Here is a 26,593-nt window from a genome sequence, read left to right as displayed (position 1 = left end):
TGCTAAACAAGAGGATTCTTCTCAGGATAAGCAACAAAGTGCTAAACAAGAGGATTCCTCTCAGGATAAGCAACAAATCTCTAAACAAGAGGATTCTTCTCAGAATAAGCAACAAAGCTCTAAACAAGAGGATTCCTCTCAAGATAAGCAACAAAACGCTAAACAAGGTGATTCTTCTCAGGATAAGCAACAAAGCGCTAAACAAGGTGATTCTTCTCAAGATAAACAACAAAAGGCTAAGCACGATGAACCCTCTCAAAGTAAGCAACAAAGCTCTGGAGGTAATAGTATTTATGACTTTACAAAACCAGAAAAAGACCGTATTCATTCTCTACAAGATTTAATAGAGAAACTTAAAAAGTCTAGTGATTTTATTAATTACCATACATCTGACGATGAAACGATGCCTTATTGGATTTCTTACTATCGCCCTTCACTTGATGGAGAGAAATTACAGAAATATTTAATGCCTACTCTTTTAGAGAAACCTTGTGCTTCTCTAGAACAATTAAAAGAACATATTCCGATGAGCGGCATTACAATTACGAACGACTTACAAAAAATTGAGGATATGGTTTTAAAGGGGCATGCGATCATTCAATTAAATCAGCAAGATCAAAAATGTATGCTTGCAAACATTGCAATTGATAATTATCGTGCGCCAACCCCTCCTTTAAACGAATCAACTGTTATTGGTCCGCAAGAAGGTTTCGTAGAGGATATTGATACAAACATTAATTTAGTTCGAAAACGTCTTCCTGTTTTAGATTTACAAACAAAAGAAATGATTATCGGCGAGTTTTCCAAAACAAAAGTTGTCATGATGTATTTAGACAACCTAGCTGAAAAAGATAATGTAGATTTTCTCGAGGAATCATTACGCGCTCTTGAATATGATCAAATTAATGATAGTGCTTATATACAAGAATTGATGGGTGAAAAATCAATTTTCCCTCTCTATATCAATACAGAACGTACTGATAGAGTTACAAAAGCACTAATTGATGGAAAAATCGCTATTTTTGTTGATGGTTCTCCAAGTGTTTTACTAACACCTGTATCCTATTTCGATTTTTTCATTTCACCAGAAGACTATAACGTCTCTTGGCTATACGCTACATTTTCAAGAATTTTGCGCCTTATCGCCGTTCTATTTTCAATTTGCGCTACACCGTTATACGTTGCAGTTTTAAATTATCATTATGAACTTATTCCAAGTGATTTACTTGAAACTTTGATTTTATCAAGGGCACAAGTACCATTCCCACCTTTAATTGAAGCACTCTTTTTAGAACTCGCAATTGATTTATTAAGAGAAGCTGGTGCAAGGTTACCGATGAAAGTTGGGCAAACACTCGGTATTGTAGGCGGTATCGTAATCGGGCAAGCATCTGTACAAGCTGGGTTAACGAGTAATATTTTATTAATTATCGTTGCACTATCAGCACTCGCTTCCTTTATTACACCTATTTATAAAATGGGTAATGCTGTTCGACTACTACGCTTCCCGTTTCTCATATTTGCAGAAATAGGTGGACTTTTCGGTATTTCTCTTGGATTTATCTTTTTATTTACTCATCTATTTAGACTTACTTCCTTACGTAAGCCGTACGCTTTGTTTTATCCGACAAGGCAACAATCAGTTAAAGATTCTTGGATCCGTTTTCCATTAACGATGATTGATACAAGAGATGTGCAAGCAAGACCACAACATGTAAAAAAGGCTGCGAAAGGAATTTCAACAAAACATAGATCGGACTTTGATGATTAAGAAATGAGGTGCATTCGATGAGTAAGGTTCAAGAAAAATATCAAATATCTCCTGTCTTTGTTTTCTTCTTAATTCACGGTGCACAGTTTGGCGCTGGCGTTCTCGGATTCGCTCGAATTATTGCAAAAGCTGCTGGATACGATGGATGGATAGGAGTTATTATCACAGGAATTGGTATCCATATTCTTATATGGATGATGTATTTTTTATTAAGGGAAACAAACGGGAATTTAATTGACTTACATCGGCAAACATTTGGAAAGTGGCTAGGAAATAGCATTAGCATCATCTTTATGGCTTATTTTTTAATCGTTAGTATTTCGGTCATCCGAACATATGTTGAAATTATTCAAGTCTGGATGTTTCCGACCGCTTCCACCTTTATGTTAACACTCTTTTTATGCTTAGTTAGCTATTACATTATTTCTTCTGGATTTCGTGTCATTACTGGTATTTGCGTCATCTCAGTTGGCGGTACATTGGGCTATTTACTTCTTAGCCTATTCGTTTTGAAATACTCACATTGGGATAATTTACTTCCTATATTTACACATTCTTTTTCAGATATTTTAAAAGCAGCGCATCTGTCAATCTACAGTATGACAGGGTTTGAGATTTATCTAATGGTTTATCCTTTTGTGAAAAAACCTATACAATCTCATAAATTCGCTCAATACGGAGCACTATTTTCAAACCTACTATATTTATTTAGTACCGTTTTAGCCTTTACCTTTTTTAGTGAAAAGCAATTGTTAAAAACGATATGGGCACAACTTTCTATGACCCAAGTCATTCAATTACCATTCATAGAAAGGCTCGAATATATTGCAATTTCAGGCTATGCACTTGTTATTATTACAAGTTTCATCCTCCCCTTATGGGCGGCAATGAGAGGAACTCACGAAATATTTCGCGTGAAACAAAGAGGTGTTCTAATTTCTTTCATCCTTATCACTCTCATTGTTTCACAACTTTTAACAAACAGGCATGATATTAATAATTTTATTAGTAATGCGTCAAAAGTTAGTTTTTGGCTCATTTATGTATACATCCCGATCCTATTTATTATTGTGTGGGTGAAAAGAAAATGGAAAAAATCAAAAGTACAAGCAAATTAATACTTATTTTTTGTATAACATTCTTTAGTTTAACTGGATGTTTACAAAAAAATATTATCGATGATGTACAGCTTATTCAAGGAAGCGTTTTTGATGTAGGAAAAGATAATAAAGTAAAAGTAACCTTCGTTTGTCCCATTCAGAAAAAAGGAAATAAAGTTCAAGTTTTTGAAGGCAGCGCAAATGCGGTAAAACAAGTAAAAGCAGACACATCTTTAGAGTCTTCTCAACCCTTTGCTAGCGGACAAATGCGTGTCGCTCTATATACGATAAGACTTGCGAAAACAGGAATGTCTACTTCATTCGATACATTACTTCGAGATGTGAATATAGGGAACGCTTTATATGCTGCTTTATTAGAGGGAAATGGCACTGAACTTTTAAAAGGCAAATATACAACCTCATACAACGTTGCAATTTATATAAAAAAGTTACTAGAACATAATATGGAAACCGGTCCTTTACCAAGAGATAATCTGCATGTAGGAGCATTCCGTTATTATCAAGAGGGGCAAGACTACTATATTCCAATTTTAAAGAAACATGGTGATAAAATAAAAATCACCGGAATTGGTCTTTTTAAAAAAGATAAATATATCGGTAAAATTGCGCAAAAAGATATGTTCATATTTAAAGGACTGTTAGAGAAACATAAATTAGATTCACATGAATTTAAAACAGATTCTGCGTACGTAATGATTAATAATATTCGTTCTGTTCCAACTTACGATATAAAAATTAAAAACGGGAAGCCTTCTTTTTTCATTAACGTTCATCTTGATGCACGTATTCAAGAATTATCAAAACAAATTAACTTAGAAAATAACAAGAACACAAAAAACATTGAAAAAGATGTACAAAAGCAATTGGACGTACAGGCTGCCAAATTAATTAAGCAGTTTAAATCTTTAAATGTCGATCCCCTCGGGCTAGGAGCAAAATATAAACACCATTATCGCCCATTCAAATTAGAGGAGTGGAGACGAATGTACAAAGATGTTCCAATTAATATAAAATACACCGTAAACATTACAAATTCTGGTGTAATTGAATGAGAAATGATTGAACTCCTCTCTCCAGCATGATACAACGGAGAGAGGAGTTTTTTATTATCAAATAGAGAGAGAAGATATTTATGGGGGAGCTTATGTCTAAAAAATTAGTAAAGCCTATTTTAAATGGTATTTTATTTCTCGGCGTCTTTTTATTTGCTCATACATACTTAAAAAATGTTTCCTTCACACGTTACTTGCTTGTCGTTATACCAATGTTACTGGTCGGTATTTTTGGCATCGATCTTATTTCATCCCTTTTAATAAAAAAAGAAGAATAACGAGCGAACATCTTATTTCGATAAGATGTTCTTTTCATTTCATAATCACCTTATGTTACAATGAAATTCGGCAGAAAACGAGAAAGGATTGAAACAACATGACAAACGAAAAAGGTTTAGATAAAGGATACGAACTTGTTGCGAAAATGCATGAAGTATTCGGACATCCTGTGACAAATACTCCAACAAAATTAACAGAAGAGCGCGCAAAAATTCGTGCGAGTTTTATGCAGGAAGAGCTAGAAGAATTTCTAGAAGCAACAACTGTTGAAGACCAATACGATGCACTGATTGACCTTATTTACTTTGCATTCGGAACGTTTACAGAAATGGGCGTACGTCCAGATAAAGGATTCGAAATTGTAAATAATGCAAACATGGCAAAACTATTCCCTGATGGGAAGCCTCGATTCCGTGAAGGTGATGGCAAAATTCTAAAACCAGAAGGCTGGCAAGCACCAGAGCCACAACTTCGTGCTGAAATCGAACGTCAGCGCCAAGAAGCTGAAAAAAACTGCTAGGATTTCCTAGCAGTTTTTTATTATGTCTTTTTCTCTGCAACTCATTAATGACCCACGTGCCCCGCGTGTCCTGCTGCCCCACTAATACTAGCTGCTCCTGCTGCTGCCCCTGCTCCTCCTGTTCCCATTCCACCTGTCCAAGGAGAAGATTGTTGCTGTTGTTGATATTGCTGATATTGTTGGTGTTGATGTTGCTGGTGTTGTTGGCCTTGATGACCGTGTTGACCTTGATGATGGTGTTGGCCTTGATGACCATGTTGGCCTTGATGATGGTGTTGGCCTTGATGACCGTGTTGGCCTTGATGATAATGGTGTCCATGATGACCATGTTGACCTTGATGATGGTGATGCCCTTGGTGCGTTTGATAAAGAACAGCCTGTGGATGTATATGCTGGTGTCCGTGGTGATGTACTTGTTGTTGATGACCATGTTGGCCTTGGTGATGATGGTGTCCATGATGACCGTGTTGGCCTTGGTGATGATGGTGTACATGATGGCCGTGTTGACCTTGATGGTGGTGGTGTCCATGTTGGCCGTGTTGACCTTGATGGTGGTGATGTCCATGATGACCGTGTTGGCCTTGGTGGTGATGGTGTACATGGTGACCGTGTTGGCCTTGATGATGGTGATGTACATGGTGACCGTGAATACCTTGCGGATAACCACCTACTCCGCCTGCTACAACACCTACTCCTGGTACCGGAAATCCTGTCTGCACTCCTCCAACAAAAGAAGGAAATGTAGTTGGTACTCCTACTGGAATTCCTGTCTGTACGCCAGCTACTGATGTCGGAAATCCGCCTGTTACTGTAGGCATTCCAGCCCCTGATGTCGAAAAACCTCCCATTAATGTAGGCATTCCAGTTTGCATGCCAGCTACCGATGTTGGAAATCCTCCTGCTGCTCCACCCATCCAGCTCGGAATTCCACCGTACCCTTGTTGGCCAGCCCCTCCCATTAACATCATTTGTGTATAACTGTCCGATTCGCCCCCGAAGAAGCCATGTGGTGCATTATTGTCCATCCCTTTCATTCCTTTCACCTCTTCTACTCAATTTAGCCTACCTTTTTTATCATATTTCCTATAGAAGAATAGGTGTTTGTCTGTATTGGAATTCCGCTCCTTTTTCTTCATTCATGATAAAGTGAAACTTTAATCAGTGGGGGGTTCTTCATCCCCCCACTGATTATTAGTTGAACCAATCGGGCCTTTACGGGCAGTTGATCACCCACCTAACGTCTTTGCTTTCGCTAAATTTTGAGGTGGGGTCTTACTGCCCGTTAATGCGGGATAAAATTAATTAACTAAATATTTCTTCTAGGAGGTATTTCTATTGAAAAACGTAACAAAGGCTTCTATCAAAGATTTAGATGCAATCTTACATATAGATATTGATGTAATCGGAGATGATAGTAGACGAGATTATATTAAACACACTATCGATGAGGGCAAATGCATCATTGTAAAAGAAAACAATTCTATTTCTGGTTTTCTAACATACGATACAAATTTCTTTGGTTGTACTTTCCTCTCATTAACCATTATTTCGCTAACTAAAAGAAGGCGAGGCGAGGCTATGCAAGCTCTTTAATCTCATATATGTTAAGTCATTCCCCTACTCAAAAAATCTTTTCTTCGACGAATGGATTTGTACGTAGTGGAATAGTTGAAAATTTAGATGAAGGGGATCCTGAGATCATTTTCTACACAAAAAAGCTCAGAGTATAAATACTCTGAGCTTTTATTTAGAATGAATTAATTTGCAACAACGTTAACAAGTTTTCCAGGAACAACAATTACTTTACGAACTGTTTTTCCTTCGATTTGGTCTTGAATTGCTTCAAGTGCAAGTTGTTCCATTTCTTCTTTTGATGCATCTTTACTCATTGTTAGTTTTGCGCGAACTTTGCCCATAACTTGAACAACGATTTCAACTTCATCTTCTACAAGTTTAGACTCATCAAATGTTGGCCAGCTTGCATATGTGATTGTTTCATTGTATCCAAGTTTGCTCCATAGCTCTTCCCCGATGTGAGGTGCAACTGGTGCAATCATTTTTACGAAACCTTCTACATATTCTTTTGGAAGTGTTTCAGCTTTGTATGCATCATTGATGAATACCATCATTTGAGAAATCGCTGTATTGAAGCGAAGCTCTGCATAGTCTTCTGTTACTTTCTTCACTGTTTGGTGGTAAGCTTTTTCAAGTTCTTTATTTGGTGCATCAGTAATTTTCTCACTTAATTCACCGCTATCTTGAATGAATAGACGCCATACGCGGTCTAGGAAACGACGAGCTCCATCAAGACCATTTTCAGACCAAGCGATTGAAGCATCTAATGGTCCCATGAACATTTCGTATAGACGAAGTGTATCTGCACCGTGGCTTGCTACGATATCATCAGGGTTTACAACGTTACCTTTTGATTTACTCATTTTCTCGTTGTTTTCACCTAGAATCATACCTTGGTTGAATAATTGTTGGAACGGCTCTTTTGTTGGAACTACACCGATATCGTATAATACTTTATGCCAGAAACGAGCATATAGTAAGTGAAGTACAGCGTGCTCTGCACCACCGATATAAATATCAACTGGAAGCCATTGTTTTACTTTTTCAGGATCTACAAGTGCTTCGCTATTGTTTGGATCGATGTAACGTAGGTAATACCAGCAGCTACCAGCCCATTGCGGCATTGTATTCGTTTCACGACGACCTTTTTTACCAGTTTCAGGATCAACAACATTTACCCACTCTTCAATGTTAGCTAGTGGTGATTCACCTGTACCTGAAGGACGGATGTTTTCTGTTTTTGGAAGAACTAATGGTAATTCTTCTTCTTTCACAGCTGTCATTGTGCCATCTTCCCAGTGGATTACTGGAATTGGCTCACCCCAGTAACGTTGACGGCTGAATAACCAGTCACGTAGACGGTACGTTACTTTTTGATTTCCTGCGCTCGTTACTTCAAGCCATTCAATCATTTTTGCGATTGCTTCTTCTTTATTTAAACCATCAAGGAATGCTGAGTTTACGTGTGCACCATCACCTGTGTACACTTCTTTCGTAATGTCTCCGCCTTTTACAACTTCCTTCATTGGAAGATTGAATACTGATGCGAATTCATAATCACGCTCATCGTGAGCTGGAACTGCCATTACAGCACCTGTTCCGTAAGTTGCAAGAACGTAATCAGCGATCCAGATTGGTAATTTCTCACCGTTTACTGGGTTAACTGCATAAGCACCAGTGAATACACCAGTTTTCTCTTTTGCAAGTTCTGTACGCTCTAAATCGCTCTTCATTTTAACAGAGTTAATGTAAGCTTCTACAGCCTCTTTTTGATCTGCTGTTGTAATTTCTGCAACAAGTGCATGTTCCGGAGCAAGTACACAGTATGTTGCACCGAATAATGTATCAGGGCGCGTTGTGAAAACTGTGAATTTCTCGTCTGTACCGTCGATATTGAAGTGCACTTCTGCACCTTCAGAACGACCGATCCAGTTACGTTGCATATCTTTTAAGCTTTCTGGCCAATCAAGCTCATCTAGATCTTCTAATAGACGATCTCCGTAAGCTGTAATTTTTAACATCCACTGTCTCATCGGACGACGCTCAACTGGATGTCCGCCGCGCTCACTCTTACCGTCAATGATTTCTTCGTTTGCAAGTACTGTACCAAGCGCTGGGCACCAGTTTACAGGTACTTCATCAACGTAAGCTAAACCTTTTTCAAATAGTTTTAGGAAGATCCATTGTGTCCACTTGTAGTAGTTTGGATCTGTTGTATTTACTTCACGATCCCAATCATAAGAGAAGCCTAATGCTTTAATTTGATTACGGAACGTATTAATATTAATCTCTGTAAATTCTGCCGGACTGTTTCCAGTATCAAGTGCATATTGCTCTGCTGGAAGACCGAATGCATCCCATCCCATTGGATGAAGAACGTTATATCCTTGCATACGCTTCATACGAGATAAAATATCTGTCGCTGTATAACCTTCTGGATGTCCTACGTGTAGGCCTGCACCTGATGGATATGGGAACATATCTAGTGCATAAAATTTTGGTTTTTCTGTCTCATCTGGCGTACGGAATGTTTTATTCTCTTCCCAGTACCCTTGCCACTTCTTCTCAATATCTTGATGATTAAAGCTCATGAGATACCCTCCTTGAAATTCTATTTATTTTCACCGCCCAAAATACAAAAAACCTCTCATCCCTAGAAAGGGACGAGAGGTTATAGATTCCCGCGGTACCACCCTAAATTAATGTACAAATATACATTCGCTTAGATCCGTAACGTGGATTAACGGCAATTGCTACTATTAGTTTCACAACTGCAACTCAAAGGCGAGTTCATAACGAAACGTGGATTGACTTGCACCGACCGTCAACTCTCTAAACCAGCTTCTATTACTACTACTCCTTCTCACTGTTATTACACATATAAGTTAAGTGAACTATCCTTCAACTAGTATCTCTTAAGAGCTTACTTAAAGCGAAGGCTTCTCGGTTAATCGTTACTTTTAATCACTAACGAATTCGTCTTTGGACAGCCGAGCTATCTCCCTTGTTCTAAAGGTTGTTTTATTTAAATATATTCTAAAACATGTTACATGTTCCGTCAAACTAAACTGCAATTTTTTCTTCAACAGTTTCTTCTACTTTTACTCGTTTATCATAAATACTCGTTGCTATAAGCGCTACTACAAGCATTACCATGATTGCTATAAACAATACTTCCATATTGTATAAATCAACAATCGCTCCGCCAACGACCGGCCCGAACATTTTCCCTACAGTCGCCGCACTATTTACAACACCTTGATAAAAACCTAGTTTATCTTTTGGCGCAAGTATATTTGCAATCGTCGGCACCGCTGGCCATACAAATAACTCACCAATTGTTAATGTTACCATCGCAATGAGAAACATCGTAAATTGCTGCGCTTGACTTAACACAATGAATGACGCCGCAAAAATGAAGATTCCAATCATAATTTGCTGTTTTAAAGAACGCTTCATCCAGCGAATTAGCATACTAACAAGTGGCTGCGCACAAACAATCATCGCTCCGTTTATCGTCCATAATAAACTATAGTGACGAAGGCTAATATTCAATTCTTGCATATGTGTTGCAATCGCTCCTTGCCACTGTACGTATGTAACCCAGCATAAAGCATATGCTACACATACGATAAGAAGTGCTTTGAATCCAGGTGTAAGTGACCAACCTTTTTTCGTCTCAACTTCTTTTTGCACTCCTGGCTCTTTCTTGTCTTCCATACCACGGAATCCAATAAAAGCAATTAAGAAGAAAACAAAGTATAAAATAAAGTTCGCTAAGAAAATATAATCAAAACGATATGAAGCAACTAAACCACCACACGCTGTTCCAATCGCAATACCAACGTTTTGTCCAACGTACATCGCATTAAACGCTCGTCTTCCGCCCTCTGGCCAAACCGTACCAACCATCGCATACATCGATGGGAAGACCATCCCAGAACCGAAGCCGATTAACGCTAGCCACACAACATATAACGGCCAACCGTGGAAGAACACAAGACCTAAAATCGATACGAGTGTAATGACAATCCCTACTAAAATTGATTTATAACCGCCCCATTTATCAAATAAAACACCGCCGAGCAAGTTTCCGATTACACCAGTAAGCGAGTTGATCATTAGTACCATCCCGGCCACAGATAAAGATTTTCCTAGGTGATCATGCAAATAAATTGTATTAAAAGGCCATAAAAAAGAAGCACCCGTGACATTAATAATCATCCCAGCTACTAATAGCCATACTTTCCTTGGCATAGTTTCCCCTCCTATTCTATTTTTTTCGTTCATATATAACAGTAAAATTGTAGTCGTTTTTAAATAGGAAGGCAACTGATTAATAGTTGATGAAATTCAGATAATGGTTTATCGGTAAATGAAATTATATTTATCCCTGCTTGAAAATATATCAGCGATTTTCTAAATATATCGACTTACCGACAAAAAACGACATCCGTAACAATATAGAAATAAGGGAGACTGCATAAAGTTCATGCAGTCTCCCTTATTTCTACTATCCAACTTCTTTTTCTCGCTTCGCACGTTCTTTAGCGCTCCATTTAAATATTTTATCTAGTAAGGAATATATTCTTCCAGATTCTTTCGTTAACAAAGGTCCTAACGATGCCAATATTAAAACATACAAAGCTGAGAACGGTTTAATCGTTGCCATTAAGCCGCCCGCAATTCCAATATTAGCGACGATAATGGAAAATTCTCCGCGTGATACAAGTGTTAAACCGATATTTGTAGAAGCCTTATGTGATAACCCGGCTTTACGTCCCGCAACCATTCCAGCAGTAAAATTACCGATAAGAGTAATGAAAACTGCTCCTAATGCCAACCACACTGCTCCTCCAAGCGAAAATGGGTCTATACTTAAACCGAAGCTGAAAAAGAATATAGCTCCAAAGAAATCACGAAACGGAACAACGAGCTGTTCAATTCGATCACTATGCTCTGTTTCAGAAAAGACGAGCCCTAATAATAATGCTCCAATCGCCTCTGCAACATGAATCGTTTCTGAAAATCCTGCTACGAAGAACAAAATAGCGAATATTACGATAATAAATATTTCATTGGATGAAATATCTAACATTTTATTTAAAAATCGTGTAGCTTTTCTAGCAACTACAAAGAATAGTAACATATATCCTACTGCAATTAAAATGGATGTAAGAGCACCTACAAATGACGTTGCCCCTCCGAGTACTAATCCTGAAACGACTGATAAATATACCGCTAAAAAGATATCGTCAAACATAATGATTCCTAAAATTAGCTCCGTCTCTTTATTACCAGATCTTCTTAAATCAACAATTACTTTCGCAACAATTGCACTCGATGAAATTGTTATGATCCCAGCAATAATTAATGTTTCTAATAAGGGGAAACCCATTATATATCCGTAAAGTAAACCTAATATAAAATTAAGCGATATATGAACAGTTCCCCCAAAAGCAATTGATTTTCCTGATTTAATTAATTTTTTAATTGAGAATTCTAAGCCTAAATAGAATAAGAGGAATATAACGCCAACACGGCCGAGGAAGGAAATAACTTCTCCGCTTTCAATAAATCTTAAATCGATAAGCCCTAAATCTGGGGCATGAGGCCCCACTAGCATACCGAGTATAATGAGAAACGGAATAATCGAGAACTTTAACTTTGCAGCGAGAATAGCTGCAAAAGCGACTAATACTAACGCAGTTCCAACTTCAAAGATTAAAGTATCCATCGATTATAAATCCCCTCCTACTGAAAGCAACTCATTAATAATTCTTTTTACTTCATGTCTTTCGCCTGATAATACGAGCATATCGCCAGCTTCAATGATAGAATCTGGGCCTGGATTAAAGAACTTCTTCATATTCTTTTTCAAAATGGCAATGATTGTTACATTATATGTGTTTCGGACATGTAAACTACCAATTGTTTTTTGTACGACTGGTGCATTATTTTCCACCTTAAACCACTCTATTGATAATCCTTCAAAAGCCATTTCAATCGTATCTAAAGCTTGTGGTCTATATACCATTCCGCCCAATATAGCTGCAATTTGTCTCGCTTCGGAATCACGAAGAGAGACGCTTGAAATACTCTCCTCATGATCCGCATCAAAATGGTACATTTCTCTTCGGCCATCATCATGAATAACGATAACCATCTTTTCATTACCTTTTGTAATCACTTCAAACTTACATCCAATACCCGGCAGTTCACTCTCTCTAATATTCATATTTTCCGCCCCCTAATTTTTTAGTTACGGCTTTTATAAATCGACATCAATCTCCGTTTTAAAGGTTTCATCTTTTGAGATACCTAAATACTTTAACGTCTCTGATGGAGTCGCGTGATGAAAATGTTTTTGCAATAGCGCAATCGCTATCCCTCTTTTGTATGCATGAAATCCAAACGTTTTTCGCATTGAATTCGTTCCGATTTTACCAACAACTCCAACTGCTTCTGCAGCATTATGAATTACACGATACGCTTGTTGGCGCGTAATTGAATTTGGCGTTTTATTAGATTGAAATACGTAATTTTCTCTTTTAACGCCAATAGATTGTACGTAATCTAAAAGCGCTTCTTTTACTTTTGTATTTAAATAAATATCTTGTTTAAATTTTTCATCTTTCACAGGAAGAGTATAAAACTCTTTAACAGTCCCGTCTTCATGTAATACATCTTCAAATTTCATACTAAGTAGTTCTGTAATTTTTAATCCTGTGTTAATTCCAATAACAAATAAAAGATAATCTCGCTGGGAGTGCTCTTTTAAATATTTTTTCATAGCCTCAATTTGGTTTATATCTTTTAATGCCTCTACAACTTCCATACATGTATTCTCCTCATCTTATGAACGGTAATTTTCTCATCATGTTGTCCATTTTACCTTATCATGCTATGAGATTTCCATGTATTATCCATTATTTTCACAATATACTTTTGTGATCCAAGCAGTTTTCAATTTGGAAATTTACAATTGTACAAATACGTTGTGGTTAGAAAAGAAATAGGGGATAAAAGTTCAGCTTCTTTCTATAGATTGGATTCCTCCTTTCCTTATCCAGCTGCTTCTACTTTTATATTACGTTACTTATTTACATTATATTATACATTTCAGTAACATTAAAGTGTTTTTTCTGAAAATAATAAAAACCGAGCGATTTCGCTCGGTTTTTTATTAATCTTCTTTCGGAAGAACAATTCCTTTATACAATTGAACTGTAATAAGGTAATAAATCGTGTAAATAACTACGAAAATTACGATTGGTACCCAAATACGGAAGTACGGATCGACTAAAATAAATCCGAAAATATTCATACCAACTAATACGTGAGCGATACCCACAATTGCTGGGAATAAGAATACTAAGAATAACTCTTTATAAATTGATTTCGTTAATAATTCACGGCGTACACCGATTTTACGAAGCATTTGATAACGCGTAATATCTTTTGATGCACCAGAAAGAATTTTGAACATAAGACAGCTTGCCATCATTGCTAAGAAAGCAATTCCAAGGAAGAAGCCCATAAACACTGTTCCGCTCGCAAGACCGTAGAACATGTCATACACTTGATATTTACTACTCATTTGCTCAGCTTTTATATTTTTATATTTAGCTAGCTGCAACTCGTCAAGTTTTTTCCATTCTTTTGTGTGTGCTACGAAATCGCCTGTTTTTCCAGTAAATACGATTCCTTCTTTACCATTTACAGTATCGTACATTTTTTGATCTACAATTTTAATGGCACGATCTTGGTATATATAATATGGTTGGATTGTTCTAAATGCCTCATCCCATTCTTCAGGCATTGCTTGTTCATTTTGAGTTTGTTCTGAGCTCACTCCTGCTACTGTACCTACTGGAGCCTCTCCTGAAATTTCTTTATATTTACCGAAATTCTCTTTACCTACACCATTTCGAATAAATGGCTTATGTTTCTCTAAATCTTCTTTTACATAATAAATATATTTGTCGTCTACTTTATAACGATACTCAGCTTTACTTTTAAATGATATGCCCTCTAAAATTTTCTTCTCTTCGGCTGTAGGATTATGAATAACTGAATCATAAATTTCAAATCCATCAACCGTTTTTATAACGTTATTTTTAAACGCCATACCACCTGAAATTGCACCAGCTCCAAGAGCAACTAACATTGCTACCGTAGCAAGCACTTTCGTTAAGCTATTAATACGGAAATTTAATTGTGCAAATGTAAAAGCATTAAGTCCTTTTTCACTACGCTTTTTATTACTCTTTAACTTTTTAATAATGACTGGAAGGAGTGATCCAAATAGCATGTAAGTACCAGCTGTTGTTGTAATTAATGCAATAAGGATTCCCATTTCTCTTAGTTTTTCCATGTAAATCATTGATGCATAGCCAATTCCTAATAAAATAACCGCTAGGAATGCAACTAAACCTGTCATTTTTCCTTTTACTGCAACACGCTCTGTTTGCGCATCTGCATGTACAAGTTGCAGTACAGAAATACGTGATAATTTAATACTGTTCATAATTGCTGATAATATAAATAGCGCAAAGAAGAAGATGCAAGTAACAGTCATAGATGGCAGGTAGAATGCTTTATAGCCTTCACCAGCAAATTCTAATTGTTTCATTAATAACTGTCCGATACCTTCTGCAAGTCCTACCCCAACCACAAGTCCAATTGCAAGAGAAGCAGCACCTAATACAATCGTTTCAATAAACATAAGTAATGTAACTTTATGTTTTTTCGCTCCTAACATCATATACATACCAAACTCTTTTTGACGAAGAGATAATAAGAAAGAGTTCGCATATAAAATATAGAAGAACGTTATGATAGCTAATAAAAATGAACCTGCTTGGAATACGAATCCAATTGATTGAATAACTGAGTTGGATTCGATAAACGCTTTATTCAGCGCTAACGTTTGAAACATATAAAAAATTGAGATAGACATGACAAGACCGACAAGTAAGACGATATAATCTTTCAGCTTACTTTTTAGCCCTGACATGGAAAGTTTGAATAACATGCTCTAGAACCTCCTTTCTTACGCTTTTTGTGTACCTAAGTCCGCAAGCACATCTAAAATTTCTTTATAAAACTCTTCACGTGTACCGTCGCGGTGAATTTCTTTATATAGCTCACCATCTTGAATGAATAAAATACGCTGACAGTAACTTGCACTATACGGATCATGTGTAACCATCATAATAGATACGCCTTGATCTTTATTTAAGTTTGTCATCGCATCAAGTAAACTCGTTGCATTTTTAGAATCAAGCGCTCCTGTTGGCTCGTCCCCTAAAATAATTGCAGGTTCATGCACTAACGCACGTGCTGCTGCTGAACGTTGTTTCTGTCCACCAGATACTTCAGATGGATACTTTTGAAGAATTTCTGTAATCCCTAACATATCCGCTACTTTTTCTACTTTCGGTCCAATATTACGTGACGCGACACCTTGAAGAGATAATGGAAGTGCGATGTTTTCATAAATAGATAAGTTCTCTAATAGGTTAAAGTCTTGGAAAATGAATCCTAATTTTTGTGAACGGAAATCAGAAAGTTCACCTTGCTTCATTTTCGTAATATCCGTACCCGCAATTTCAACAACGCCGCCCGTTGCTTTATCAAGTGTTGAAATTACGTTTAATAATGTCGTTTTACCAGAACCAGATGGTCCCATAATCCCTACAAACTCACCCTCTTGAATTGAGAATGAAACACCTTTTAACGCATGTGATTGGTTCTCACCTTTTTTACCGTACACTTTTTGGACGTTTTTCACGTCTACAACTGGTTTCGTCATATATATCCTCCTACGCTTGTTTTTCCATTACCTATTTTGCGCTTTTTAGAGGCGAACTGCTATTTGTTAACATTACATTTACCTTACACTTTTGTAATATAAAAAAGATAAGTGTGTAAGGTTCGGTGATAAATGAAATTTTATTAGCAATTTCTCAAATATATCGGTGATTCGCGAACGAATATCGACTTTCCGAAAAAAATGACAATAAAAATGGGCTGTTCCACAAAAGGAACAGCCCACTTCTCTCTTTATTTCTTTAAAGGTGTTACCGTCCAATAGGTAATAACACGCCAAATCCATTCTAATGGACCCATTTTAAAGATTTTCATCCAAATTACGCTAAATACAATTTGAATTGCATAAATTGCAATACATACATATAACGTCTGCATGTAAGTTAAGTTTTCTGCAAAGTTAAATACACTTCCTGCGATTAAAATCATTGCAGTTTGTCCAATATAATTCGTTAAAGCCATTCGGCCATAATATTTCAGTGGTGCTAACAATGTTTGAACTAGTTTTAATTGAAGTAATAAAATTAATGCTCCAACATAGAAAGCTGAAATAATCGGTCCAACTGTAACACCAATTTTTAAAAATTGGCTTGCAGCATTCATTGTTCCATCCTCATTCTCAAGTATCATATTTATAAATGGTTCAGCAGGAACGTGCCCATATTGATACCATACAGCTATGACACTTAAAACAAACATAATACCTGTAAAAATAGCGACTTTCTTTATATTTTGCACAAGGTTTTCAAATACACGATATTGTCCTGCAGCAAGCCCTAATAAAATTAAGCCAAGTGGTAATAGTTCTTTAACTCCCATTACACTGAAGGCAATTGTCAAAATAAGTCCTAGTACTAGGTTCACTGCTTTTTTCGCTTTATAAAACGGTAAAACGATTAATCCGCAAATTGCGTATAACGCCAGCGCTTCCCCAGGCTGAAACATTTGATGAATTAAACCAAAAATAAATAATGCTACTAAGCGACGTAAAAATAAAACATAGCCATTTTTCCCTTTCGCAATCGCTCTTGAAATAAAGATATAAAATCCTACTCCAAATAAGAATGAGAAGATTGAGAAGAAACGACCTTCTACAAATAAGTATAGAAACCTTTGATAGCTCGCATCCACTGTATTAGGATCTGGGATTTTAATATGAAGTAGTGCAAGAATATTTACTAAAATAATCCCCAGTAGTGCAAAGCCACGAATGTAATCTAACTCATCAATTCGTTTGTTTGTAATATTGTTCCCCATAAAGCAGCTCCTTGTCCAAAATTTAATCCTCCCTTACTCTACTGGAAAAGGACAATTACAACTATCGGCAAACCTTACAGGAATCTTACATTATTGTCATATAGCAAAATAAAACCAGGTCATATTGCGACCTGGTCTACTCTGATTGTTTCGACTTTTGAGGTTGTCCTTTTTTACTATTACGCTGTTTTACTTGAACAATCGGATCAAGTTCATTCGAAAACTCAGCGTTATGTCCATTTTGTGTTTTTTGCTCTGGGTTATTTTGATCTGAACGTTTCGCCATTACATTCACTCCTTATTAGTGCGGTGTAATAATCATTTGATGTTGCAATTGGCGAATTGCCATACGTGCTCTATTTAATTGCTCACGTTGCTCATCATTTGCATGTTGTTGCATCGTTTGTAAATCGTTATACGCTTGTTCTAATTGTAACTGCGCATCCGAATACTCCATCGTATTATAATGCTCTTGTCTCATACCTTGGTCTAATTGTTCTTTCGCATATTCCACCGCTTGTTCCGCTTGTGTAATATACGATTCAAGTGATTGACGCTCTGCCATAATTGTCCCTCCTTGCTTCAATTCCCCTTTAGTGTGTCCCTTCCTTATGAACCTTATGAGTATGTTATAATGGATTTTGTGTTATTTTGACTCGGCTTAGGAGGGAAAGTAATGAAGGTTCAAAACCCTTTTCCATATACAAACGACAATAAACGTTATCATACATGGAATTATCATTTACGAAATGAATTTGGTGAAAAAATCTTTAAAGTTTCATTAGATGCTGGCTTCGATTGCCCGAACCGTGACGGTACAGTTGCTTATGGCGGTTGTACATTTTGCAGTGCTGCTGGATCTGGTGACTTCGCTGGCGATCGCCGCGATGATGTTATAACGCAATATCATGAAATGAAAGAAAAAATGCGCTCAAAGTGGAAAGACGGAAAATGTATCGCTTATTTCCAGGCGTACACAAATACACATGCACCACTTGAAGTGTTAAAAGAAAAATTCGAACCGCTTCTAGCAGAAAAAGACGTTGTCGGTCTTTCTATTGCGACTCGTCCAGATTGTTTACCGGACGATGTTGTTGAATATTTAGCGGACTTAAATAAACGCACTTACCTTTGGGTTGAACTCGGACTACAGACTGTTCATGAACGTACTGCAAATCTTATTAATCGCGCTCACGATTATCCGTCTTATGTGGAAGGTGTAAATAAATTACGTAAGCACGGCATTCGAGTTTGTTCTCATATTATTAACGGCCTTCCACTTGAAGATTACGACATGATGATGGAAACAGCTCGTGAAGTAGCGAAGCTTGACGTACAAGGAATTAAAATCCACTTACTTCACTTATTAAAAGGAACGCCAATGGTGAAGCAATATGAAAAAGGACAACTCGAGTTCCTTTCTCTTGAGGATTACGTAAGTCTCGTTGTTGACCAACTTGAAATTATTCCAGAAGACGTAATTGTGCACCGTATCACAGGTGACGGTCCACCTGATTTAATGATTGGCCCAATGTGGAGCTTAAATAAATGGGAAGTATTAAATTCCATCGATGCAGAATTTGTACGCCGCGGAAGCTGGCAAGGAAAATATGCAAATGAGGAGAAACAAAAATGAAATTAGAACGTGTATTACCGTTTGCTCGCACTCTCTTGCAAACAGCAGTAAAAGAAGGCGATTACGCTGTAGATGCAACACTCGGCAATGGGCATGACACTTGCTTCCTAGCTGAAATCGTTGGAGATAACGGAAAAGTATTTGGATTTGATATTCAAAAAGAGGCAATTGAAAGCTCAACAACTCGTCTAAAAGAAAAAGAGCTTTTTGAACGTACTGTTTTAGTTCACGATAGTCACGATACGCTTCTATCCGTATTACCGGAAGATGCAAAAGGAAAAGTAACAGGCGCAATTTTCAACTTAGGTTACCTTCCAGGCGGAGACAAGCATATCGTTACAAAACCGAACTCAACAATCTCAGCGATTGAACAATTATTAGAAGTAATGGCACCTGAAGGTATCATCGTCCTTGTTATTTACCACGGACATCCAGAAGGACAAGTAGAACGCGACGCTGTTCTCAAATTTGCCGAAGAACTAGACCAAAAACAAGCGCACGTACTGCGATACGGCTTCATTAACCAGCAAAATAACCCGCCATTTATTGTGGCGATTGAGAAGCGATAATATATCGACGATTCGACAAAACATAACAAAAAAAGACGTGTATTCACTGCACGTCTTTTTGTTATTCTCCTATATAATGGATATATACAATATTTAAAGAAAGAAGGATAGAACTTTGCTAGTAGAACTAAGGGGAATTCAAAAGAAGTATGGCAAATCACTTATACTAGACAACATTGATTTATCCATTCCAGAAGGAGAAGCGCTCGCTATTATTGGCGGGAACGGGACTGGAAAAAGTACTTTACTCAAAATAATTGCAGGATTTATTTCACCTACAGCAGGGACACTTCAAAGAAAAGAACATATACAAATCGGCTATGTACCTGAACATTTTCCTGAAGGGATTCGTTTTACATTAGAGGATTATTTATATCATCTCGGCTGCATTCACGGCTTATCAACAGCATATGTAAGAAATAAAATTCCGATGCTCCTTGAATCTTTTCATTTACTTCATGCAAGGCATTCTCTTGTACGAAACTTTTCAAAAGGTATGAAACAAAAAACAGGCATTATGCAAGCATTACTTACGGACGTACATTTATTAATTTTAGATGAACCGCTTTCTGGGCTCGATCCTAACTCTCAGCAAGAACTAGAACATATTTTACTCTCATTAAAACAACACGGCATATCTATACTCTTCACATGTCATGAAAAACAACTATTAGAAAACTTCGCCGATAGAATTGTGACGTTAGCAAATCATACAATCATAGCAGATACCTTTATACAAAAAGGGGCAGAACAAGTCTATATTGAAGCAATCGTTCACGACACATTTTCAGCGATAGAACTACGGAAACAATTAGGCTTTATACACGTTACACACAATTCAAATCAAAACCTTATTCAATTACAAATCGAAAAGGAATATACAAACGAAATGCTTCAGTTTTTATTACATAAAAAAGCATCTATCACACTGCTACAACCTAACTTTTAAATCGAAAGAAGGTTTATTATGTTTGCGCTTATTCGTTACCATTTTCTCGACTATACAAAATCGTATAAGTACATCCCTCCTATTGCGATGTACTTTGTGAGCTTGCTTTTTGTATATACATATAAACCGACTCCTATTGTACCGACATATTTAGAAACAGCACTCGCACTTTATTTATTATCTGCCTGGATTACAGTCACAATTTTTCATACAGAAGACCCTGTCCAAGAACAAATTACTATTTCACACACAAATAACATTTCAGCATTATACGTTGGTAAATATATTACAGCTCTTCTCATTTGTACTGTGTTATCTTTTATATCCGTAATCTACCCAATTTTTTTGCAAATGTTTAATGAAAAAATGACAGTTTCTTTATTTCTAGTCGGATTTTTCGCTCACATGTCTTTCTCTATACTAGGAATTTCAATCGCAACATTATTTACAAGAAATATAATTCAAAAAGCAAGCACTGCTTGGCTTAGCCTTACATTCATATTGCTTATAACGATCGCATCTATCCGATTTAAAAAAGAATTACTATGGTTTTTCCCCCCTGTCGAAAGCTTTCTAATGCTTGGACAATACAAATATAATATACTGACTCACACGCTATGGCTCACAGCTTGGGCTATCATATATTCATTTTTATTATTTACCTTATTTCTTTTTATTGTTCGCAAAAAACGTTTTTAATTACATTTTAAAGGAGACGAAACAATGATCGGAATACTAGCAGGAATGGGACCAAAATCAACTGGACCATTCGTCGATATAGTTGTAGCAAAGTGCCAAACAATATATGGAGCAAAGCATGATATGGACTTTCCTCATATGATGATTTACTCGTGCCCAACACCGTTTTACATGGATCGCCCTATTGATCACGAAGCGATGAAAAAAGCGATTATTGAAGGAGCACAAAAACTTGAAAGTACTGGCGCAAGCTTTATCGCTATGCCGTGCAATACGGCGCATCTTTATTTTGAAGAATTACAGCGATCTCTTTCTATTCCTATTTTGAATATAGTTGATGAGACGTTAAAAACAATTCCTGAAAATACAAAAAGAGTTGCTCTTCTCGCAACAGAAGCAACTGTTCAAGCTGGGATTTACCAAGATGGGATTGCAAAACGTAATATAGAGTACATTCATCATGAAAAATGGCAGGAAATGATTAATCAAATTATTACTTGGATTAAATCTGGAGAGAGTGAAGAAGCTCGCGAATTGTGGAATGCGCTCGTTTTACAGTTGGAAGATGAAGTAGATACTGCAATTATCGCATGTACCGATTTGAATGTGGTGGCGAGTGAGGATTTTGTTGATTCTGCTCAATGTCTTGCGAAAGCGGTTGTTGAGATGTATTTATCAAATAAGAAGAAATATTTATAAATGTTGAAACCCCTAAAAACTTTTAACTTTCTTCACAATTCTTTCAAAGTAATCACACTTAATCTCGCTATATTAAATAAGTAGTTATTCATATAGGGAAGGTTAGGGGAACTGAAAGTATGAAACAAAATCGTTCGCTTCATTACATTTTTTGGCGTTGGCATTTTTATGCTGGGCTTTTTATTACGCCGCTTCTTATTACTTTGTCACTAAGCGGAATTGGGTATTTATTTCGGGAGGAAGTTGAAGATTTCATCTATAAAGATTTATATTTTGGGAAGAGTGCTCAAACAGAATCTATTTCGATGTCTGATTCTATTTCCTTAACAGAGAAAAAATATCCACATTATAGCGTGGCGAAAATTAGTGAATTTAATGGGGATTATAATACGAGACTTACGATTGCAAATGAGTATACTGGGCAACAAAAATATGTGTATTTAGATAGTAATAATCAAATTGTTGGGGATCAAAACGCAAGTGAAACATTTGCCAATATAATGAGGGAATTACATAGTTCTCTTTTAGTTGGTGGCACTGTCGTCAACTATACTGTAGAACTTGCGGCATGCTGGACAATCTTTTTAATCGTAACCGGATTGTACATGAGTATACGCCAATTCAAAAACACACCCTCATCCAATAAGCGAGAGAAAGCAAAAAGACGTCATTCTATTATCGGTATTATATTTACAATTCCTCTCTTTCTGCTAATCGCATCTGGATTGCCATGGTCAGGATTTATGGGGAACCAAATTTATAAAATTGCATCTTCTAATGAATCACTCGGATATCCAAAATTGTACATGGCACCGCCTGAATCAAAGGTAAAAGAATTGCCGTGGGCAACAAGAAAAGAAGCTCCTCCTGAATCGAATTCAAATGAACCGAAAGCAATTTCTGTCGATGAATTACAAAAAGGAATTGAAATAAAGAAGCCATATGTTATTTCACTACCAGCTGATCCGAAAGGTGTATTCACTGTTTCGAAATCGAGCGGTTCTGGTATTACAGGGATGCATGTTGCACCAAGTGAAGAGATAACAGCTTACTTTGATCAATATAGCGGGGAACTCATTTCAAAAACGGACTATCGTGATTATGGATTACTTGCACAATGGTTCACTTACGGTATCCCGCTTCATGAAGGACATTTATTCGGATGGCCAAATAAAATATTATGCTTACTAACGACATTATCTCTACTACTTCTCATTTATTACGGAATAAAAATGTGGTTAGCAAGAAAGCCGAAAGGAAAATTAGCAGCACCTCCAAAACAAAGAGATAAGAAAAGTATATTCGTTTTCTTTATCATGATGGTTATACTAGGCGCTGTCATGCCTTTATTCGGACTATCTGTTTTAGTTATTTTTGCAATTGAACTTCTCATATATGTATTTTCAAAAATACGGTCATAATAAAAAAAACCACTCTACATGAGTGGTTTTCTTCATCACTGCGCCATTTTCTTTCGGTACATCTTCCCGTTCCAATAGAAGAATCGTGAAGTGAGACCTCCGTATTTTACAATGCGCCGTGCCATTTTGTGCATATTCTTTTGTGCTGATACTTTTTGGTCTGATAAATAAATACCAAGTAATCCTCGGCTTATGAGACGATGAAACTTCGCATGAGGTAAATCACCAATGCTCTTCTCTGCTTCTTCTACAAAGTGTTTCATACGATCTAATATCGCTTGCTCGTTTTCATAATAACTACAGAAATTCAAATCCCCGCCGATACGATCTTCTTCTTGATCGATGAAATAATCAAGTAAGATGTGAAGTCCTTGTACGTAAGGGAAGTATCCTTGTCTAATTTTCGCAATATCTTCATCATGTAATTCATCATGAAATGCATATGCTACAAGACAGAAAATTCCAAGCGTAGAACCGGCACATGCTGAAAATTCAAACCAGCTCATCTCAGGTAAGTTTTCTTTATGTGCTTCAAACCATGTTTTCAGGCGCGGTTCTCTTTCTTCTAACTTCACGTGTTTATGAATTTGTAAATCACAATAATAACAAGCAAGTTCATGAAGAACAGGAGCAATTTTGTCATAGTGCTTCGTTTTCTTTAAAACATCTTGGCACGTTTCAACAAGTTCATCTAAATAACCACCATCATCTTGATCATCACGATAGCGATAATAATTACCGCCACCTTCTACTTCAGGTGATAATGCCATTAACATAGATTCATGCAGTGCGGCAAAATCATTTGGGTCAAGTGATGTACTGCGGTCACATAAATTATCTAAATAATCGCTGATTGTTTGATACGCTACGATAAAACGAATGCATTCCTCTCGGTGTTCATTTGCTAGCAGCGATAAAATGCCACCACCCTCACAATGAAACGTTTTATGCTCAATACTTGCGATTGCCTGACTATGAAGCTCATCATTCGGAATATGGTAGGCACGCTCTTTCCACATCGCTAGCTCATGGTGTACAACCGGAAACACATCACGGTATACTTTCGCCATGAGCGTTATGGGATTACTCGGTACGTTCACTTCTTCCTTCATCTCCTCTATTAAATGTACAAATAATGATTTATTTGTTTGTTTTTACTATATTATTGACATGTATTTCAGTAAATGACTGAATATAATTCAAAATTTCATCACGCTCATACTCATTTAATAACTCGTGATAACAATTCGGCCATTCTTTATATGCCTTATCACCTATTTTAACATTATCAAACCACATGCGGACACGTGTTTTATCTACAAGTTTATCCTCACATGCTTGCATTAGCAAGAGCGGAACGTCTGGAAAATCGTCTATTTTTTTATGAGCAATTTCGATAGACTTAATCAATTCACTATACCAACGTACTGATACTTTGCGCAAGAACAATGAATCATTCTCCATTGCATCTCTCACTTCATGATTCCTTGTTGACATTTCCACCGTAAGATTCGTTGCAAATTGCAATTTTGGAGCCACAACATTTAATATTTTTGAAGCAAATTGAAGTGGAGCAGAAGGTCCGGCTGCTACACCTAAACATGGCGAACTTAAAACAATACCATCTACATCCTCTCTCTTCGTTTCTTGCATCATACGAATGACGATAAGACCGCCCATACTATGACCAAATAAAAAGATAGGTAACCTATACTTTCTTGCTTCTTTCACCCATAATTTAACTTCCTCTATGTATTCATCAAATGAATCAATATGTCCTCTATTTCTTGAAGTCGTTCCATGTGACGGAAGGTCCCCCATCACGACGTGGTAGCCGATATGATTCCACACTTCCGCAACGGCTTCGTAACGTCCGTGATATTCCATTGCGCCGTGCACGATAACAATGACAGCTTTCGCTTCCTCTGCTTCATAATTCCACATACGGACCTCCTCCATTTCACTCTTTCTCATAATTTGATACACTAAAACTAGTCTCTAGGAAAGGAAGACTTTACATGATATATCCTTACAAAGAAAAAAATCCGAAAATTTCGAGTAGTGCTTTTATCGCTGACTATGTTACGATTACAGGCGATGTTTCCGTTGGCGAGGAATCAAGTATTTGGTTTAATACAGTCATCCGTGGTGATGTGTCACCAACAATAATCGGAGACCGAGTAAATGTACAAGACCAATGTACACTCCACCAAAGCCCTCAGTATCCTCTTATTTTAGAAGATGATGTTACAGTTGGGCATCAAGTTATTTTACATAGCTGTCATATTAAAAAGGATGCTTTAATTGGAATGGGATCCATTATATTAGATGGTGCTGAAATTGGCGAAGGAGCTTTTATCGGCGCTGGAAGCCTCGTTTCACAAGGAAAGAAAATCCCGCCAAACACGTTAGCTTTCGGTCGTCCCGCGAAAGTCATTCGTGAATTAACAGAAGAAGACCGTAAAGATATGGAGCGTATTCGTACGCAGTATGTTGAAAAAGGTCAATATTATAAATCACTACAAAAATGATTTTACTGCTGCCATAATACTGGCAGCTTTTTTTATATAAAAACTAACTTTTTCTTTACAAAACATTATTACTCCCTCAACAAAATCTTATTAAAATAAAAGCTAATATCTCCATATATATGTAAACGAGGGAGGAGAATTTTCATGAAGGTCAGTGGATTATATAAAATAGAATGTTACATTTTTAAAGGAATTAATCGCTACTTTGATCAAAAAACATTAAATATCTTTTTCAGCAATATTACCCATATCGGTGGTGCTACTTTCTCCATTACACTTACACTTTTCTTTTTAATTTTTGCAAAAGGGACTTTACACCAAGCGGCAATCGCTACTGCTATTTCTTTAGCAATTAGCCATATTCCTGTACAAATATTAAAAAGGTGGTATCCACGAAAACGTCCTTATTTAACAATTCAGGATGCGAAATATCCAGTCCATCCATTAAAAGACCACTCTTTCCCGTCTGGTCATACAACAGCCGTTTTCTCTGTCTTCATTCCATTTATTTGCTATAATCCAAGCTTACTTGCTTTCCTATTACCGTTAGCATTATGCGTCGGTATTTCTCGTATTTATTTAGGGCTTCACTATCCGTCAGATGTATTCGTCGGCATGTGCCTTGGCACTTGCTCTGGCATCATCTCTTTTTATCAATTCATCCCACTTTTCACATAAAG

At 36.8% G+C, this 26,593-nt stretch carries 26 protein-coding genes, 1 pseudogene and 1 other annotated feature; of the genes and pseudogenes, 14 read left to right on the top strand and 13 right to left on the bottom strand.

Going from position 1 to position 26,593, the window contains the following annotated elements:
- The 5 genes from RT27_RS02790 to RT27_RS02770 form a co-directional block, all read left to right on the top strand.
- Positions 1 to 1,771 (top strand): spore germination protein (locus RT27_RS02790; RefSeq protein ID WP_082051519.1); only part of this gene is annotated, 1,771 nt, incomplete at its 5' end.
- Positions 1,772 to 1,788: 17 nt separating this feature from the next.
- Positions 1,789 to 2,889, top strand: coding sequence for a spore germination protein (locus RT27_RS02785; protein WP_043935256.1), 1,101 nt, complete (start codon positions 1,789 to 1,791; stop codon positions 2,887 to 2,889).
- A complete protein-coding gene (locus RT27_RS02780; RefSeq protein ID WP_043935255.1) occupies positions 2,859 to 3,944 on the top strand; it encodes a Ger(x)C family spore germination protein in 1,086 nt (361 codons plus the stop codon). The genes RT27_RS02785 and RT27_RS02780 overlap by 31 nt, the downstream gene beginning before the upstream one ends.
- A 92-nt stretch (positions 3,945 to 4,036) precedes the next feature.
- Positions 4,037 to 4,222, top strand: a complete 186-nt coding sequence (locus RT27_RS02775) for a hypothetical protein (protein WP_000038781.1) — start codon at positions 4,037 to 4,039, stop codon at positions 4,220 to 4,222.
- 98 nt (positions 4,223 to 4,320) lie between these two features.
- Positions 4,321 to 4,743 carry a haloacid dehalogenase gene (locus RT27_RS02770; protein ID WP_043935254.1) on the top strand — a complete coding sequence of 141 codons (423 nt, stop codon included), beginning with the start codon at positions 4,321 to 4,323 and terminating at the stop codon, positions 4,741 to 4,743.
- A gap of 44 nt (positions 4,744 to 4,787) precedes the next feature.
- On the opposite strand, the gene RT27_RS02765 is transcribed toward RT27_RS02770, so the two are convergent.
- The gene (locus RT27_RS02765; protein ID WP_043935253.1) at positions 4,788 to 5,777 is read right to left on the bottom strand and encodes a hypothetical protein; all 990 of its coding nucleotides are present in this window, start codon (positions 5,775 to 5,777) and stop codon (positions 4,788 to 4,790) included.
- Between the two features lie 301 nt (positions 5,778 to 6,078).
- Here RT27_RS02765 and RT27_RS02760 point away from each other — a divergent pair.
- Positions 6,079 to 6,473, top strand: a pseudogene (locus RT27_RS02760) (GNAT family N-acetyltransferase).
- Positions 6,474 to 6,500: 27 nt separating this feature from the next.
- On the opposite strand, the gene leuS reads toward RT27_RS02760, so the two are convergent.
- From leuS to RT27_RS02710, 10 genes are all read right to left on the bottom strand, one after another.
- The gene (leuS, locus tag RT27_RS02755) at positions 6,501 to 8,909 is read right to left on the bottom strand and encodes a leucine--tRNA ligase (protein ID WP_043935252.1); all 2,409 of its coding nucleotides are present in this window, start codon (positions 8,907 to 8,909) and stop codon (positions 6,501 to 6,503) included.
- A gap of 65 nt (positions 8,910 to 8,974) precedes the next feature.
- Positions 8,975 to 9,194, bottom strand: a binding site (T-box leader).
- A gap of 187 nt (positions 9,195 to 9,381) precedes the next feature.
- A complete protein-coding gene (locus RT27_RS02750) occupies positions 9,382 to 10,575 on the bottom strand; it encodes an MFS transporter (protein ID WP_029443455.1) in 1,194 nt (397 codons plus the stop codon).
- Between the two features lie 256 nt (positions 10,576 to 10,831).
- The gene (locus RT27_RS02745; RefSeq protein WP_043935251.1) at positions 10,832 to 12,055 is read right to left on the bottom strand and encodes a cation:proton antiporter; all 1,224 of its coding nucleotides are present in this window, start codon (positions 12,053 to 12,055) and stop codon (positions 10,832 to 10,834) included.
- 3 nt (positions 12,056 to 12,058) lie between these two features.
- A complete protein-coding gene (locus RT27_RS02740; RefSeq protein ID WP_043935250.1) occupies positions 12,059 to 12,556 on the bottom strand; it encodes a cation:proton antiporter regulatory subunit in 498 nt (165 codons plus the stop codon).
- A 33-nt stretch (positions 12,557 to 12,589) separates the two neighbouring features.
- Positions 12,590 to 13,156 (bottom strand): tyrosine-type recombinase/integrase, encoded by a 567-nt coding sequence (locus RT27_RS02735; RefSeq protein WP_016079999.1) that lies wholly within the window; start codon positions 13,154 to 13,156, stop codon positions 12,590 to 12,592.
- Positions 13,157 to 13,504: 348 nt separating this feature from the next.
- Positions 13,505 to 15,355, bottom strand: a complete 1,851-nt coding sequence (locus RT27_RS02730; protein ID WP_043935249.1) for an ABC transporter permease — start codon at positions 15,353 to 15,355, stop codon at positions 13,505 to 13,507.
- Between the two features lie 18 nt (positions 15,356 to 15,373).
- Positions 15,374 to 16,135 carry an ABC transporter ATP-binding protein gene (locus RT27_RS02725; RefSeq protein ID WP_000165835.1) on the bottom strand — a complete coding sequence of 254 codons (762 nt, stop codon included), beginning with the start codon at positions 16,133 to 16,135 and terminating at the stop codon, positions 15,374 to 15,376.
- 251 nt (positions 16,136 to 16,386) lie between these two features.
- On the bottom strand, positions 16,387 to 17,409 hold the full coding sequence (locus RT27_RS02720; protein WP_043935248.1) for a DUF418 domain-containing protein: 1,023 nt from the start codon (positions 17,407 to 17,409) through the stop codon (positions 16,387 to 16,389).
- A gap of 136 nt (positions 17,410 to 17,545) precedes the next feature.
- A complete protein-coding gene (locus RT27_RS02715; protein WP_001129340.1) occupies positions 17,546 to 17,695 on the bottom strand; it encodes a hypothetical protein in 150 nt (49 codons plus the stop codon).
- A gap of 15 nt (positions 17,696 to 17,710) precedes the next feature.
- A complete protein-coding gene (locus tag RT27_RS02710) occupies positions 17,711 to 17,974 on the bottom strand; it encodes a YtzC family protein (RefSeq protein ID WP_000840869.1) in 264 nt (87 codons plus the stop codon).
- 111 nt (positions 17,975 to 18,085) lie between these two features.
- Between RT27_RS02710 and RT27_RS02705 the strand changes: the two genes are divergently transcribed.
- The 6 genes from RT27_RS02705 to RT27_RS02680 all read left to right on the top strand — a co-directional run bounded on the left by RT27_RS02705 (position 18,086) and on the right by RT27_RS02680 (position 23,382).
- The gene (locus tag RT27_RS02705) at positions 18,086 to 19,045 is read left to right on the top strand and encodes a TIGR01212 family radical SAM protein (protein WP_000868033.1); all 960 of its coding nucleotides are present in this window, start codon (positions 18,086 to 18,088) and stop codon (positions 19,043 to 19,045) included.
- Positions 19,042 to 19,614, top strand: a complete 573-nt coding sequence (locus tag RT27_RS02700; RefSeq protein ID WP_000764489.1) for a class I SAM-dependent methyltransferase — start codon at positions 19,042 to 19,044, stop codon at positions 19,612 to 19,614. Before RT27_RS02705 ends, RT27_RS02700 begins: the two co-directional genes overlap by 4 nt.
- 115 nt (positions 19,615 to 19,729) lie before the next feature.
- Entirely contained in the window at positions 19,730 to 20,563 is an 834-nt protein-coding gene (locus tag RT27_RS02695; RefSeq protein WP_043935247.1) for an ABC transporter ATP-binding protein, read from the top strand.
- A gap of 18 nt (positions 20,564 to 20,581) precedes the next feature.
- Positions 20,582 to 21,262, top strand: coding sequence for a hypothetical protein (locus tag RT27_RS02690; protein ID WP_043935246.1), 681 nt, complete (start codon positions 20,582 to 20,584; stop codon positions 21,260 to 21,262).
- A gap of 24 nt (positions 21,263 to 21,286) precedes the next feature.
- A complete protein-coding gene (locus tag RT27_RS02685) occupies positions 21,287 to 21,961 on the top strand; it encodes an amino acid racemase (RefSeq protein ID WP_043935244.1) in 675 nt (224 codons plus the stop codon).
- 119 nt (positions 21,962 to 22,080) lie between these two features.
- A complete protein-coding gene (locus RT27_RS02680; protein ID WP_029443460.1) occupies positions 22,081 to 23,382 on the top strand; it encodes a PepSY domain-containing protein in 1,302 nt (433 codons plus the stop codon).
- A gap of 35 nt (positions 23,383 to 23,417) precedes the next feature.
- On the opposite strand, the gene RT27_RS02675 is transcribed toward RT27_RS02680, so the two are convergent.
- Both RT27_RS02675 and RT27_RS02670 read right to left on the bottom strand, forming a co-directional pair.
- Entirely contained in the window at positions 23,418 to 24,482 is a 1,065-nt protein-coding gene (locus RT27_RS02675; RefSeq protein ID WP_001102475.1) for a tetraprenyl-beta-curcumene synthase family protein, read from the bottom strand.
- Between the two features lie 40 nt (positions 24,483 to 24,522).
- On the bottom strand, positions 24,523 to 25,326 hold the full coding sequence (locus RT27_RS02670) for an alpha/beta hydrolase (RefSeq protein ID WP_029443461.1): 804 nt from the start codon (positions 25,324 to 25,326) through the stop codon (positions 24,523 to 24,525).
- A 74-nt stretch (positions 25,327 to 25,400) separates the two neighbouring features.
- Here RT27_RS02670 and RT27_RS02665 point away from each other — a divergent pair, with 74 nt between their 5' ends.
- Positions 25,401 to 25,913 carry a gamma carbonic anhydrase family protein gene (locus RT27_RS02665; protein WP_000640219.1) on the top strand — a complete coding sequence of 171 codons (513 nt, stop codon included), beginning with the start codon at positions 25,401 to 25,403 and terminating at the stop codon, positions 25,911 to 25,913.
- Positions 25,914 to 26,057: 144 nt separating this feature from the next.
- Complete coding sequence (locus RT27_RS02660) at positions 26,058 to 26,591, top strand: phosphatase PAP2 family protein (protein ID WP_043935243.1); 534 nt, start codon at positions 26,058 to 26,060, stop codon at positions 26,589 to 26,591.
- The last annotated feature ends 2 nt before the right edge of the window (positions 26,592 to 26,593 follow it).

This window comes from Bacillus sp. L_1B0_5, from assembly GCF_000836715.1.
Classification (GTDB): domain Bacteria; phylum Bacillota; class Bacilli; order Bacillales; family Bacillaceae_G; genus Bacillus_A; species Bacillus_A thuringiensis_S.
The sequence above is the reverse complement of the archived record's forward strand: the minus strand, read 5'-3'. Positions and strand labels throughout refer to the sequence as shown.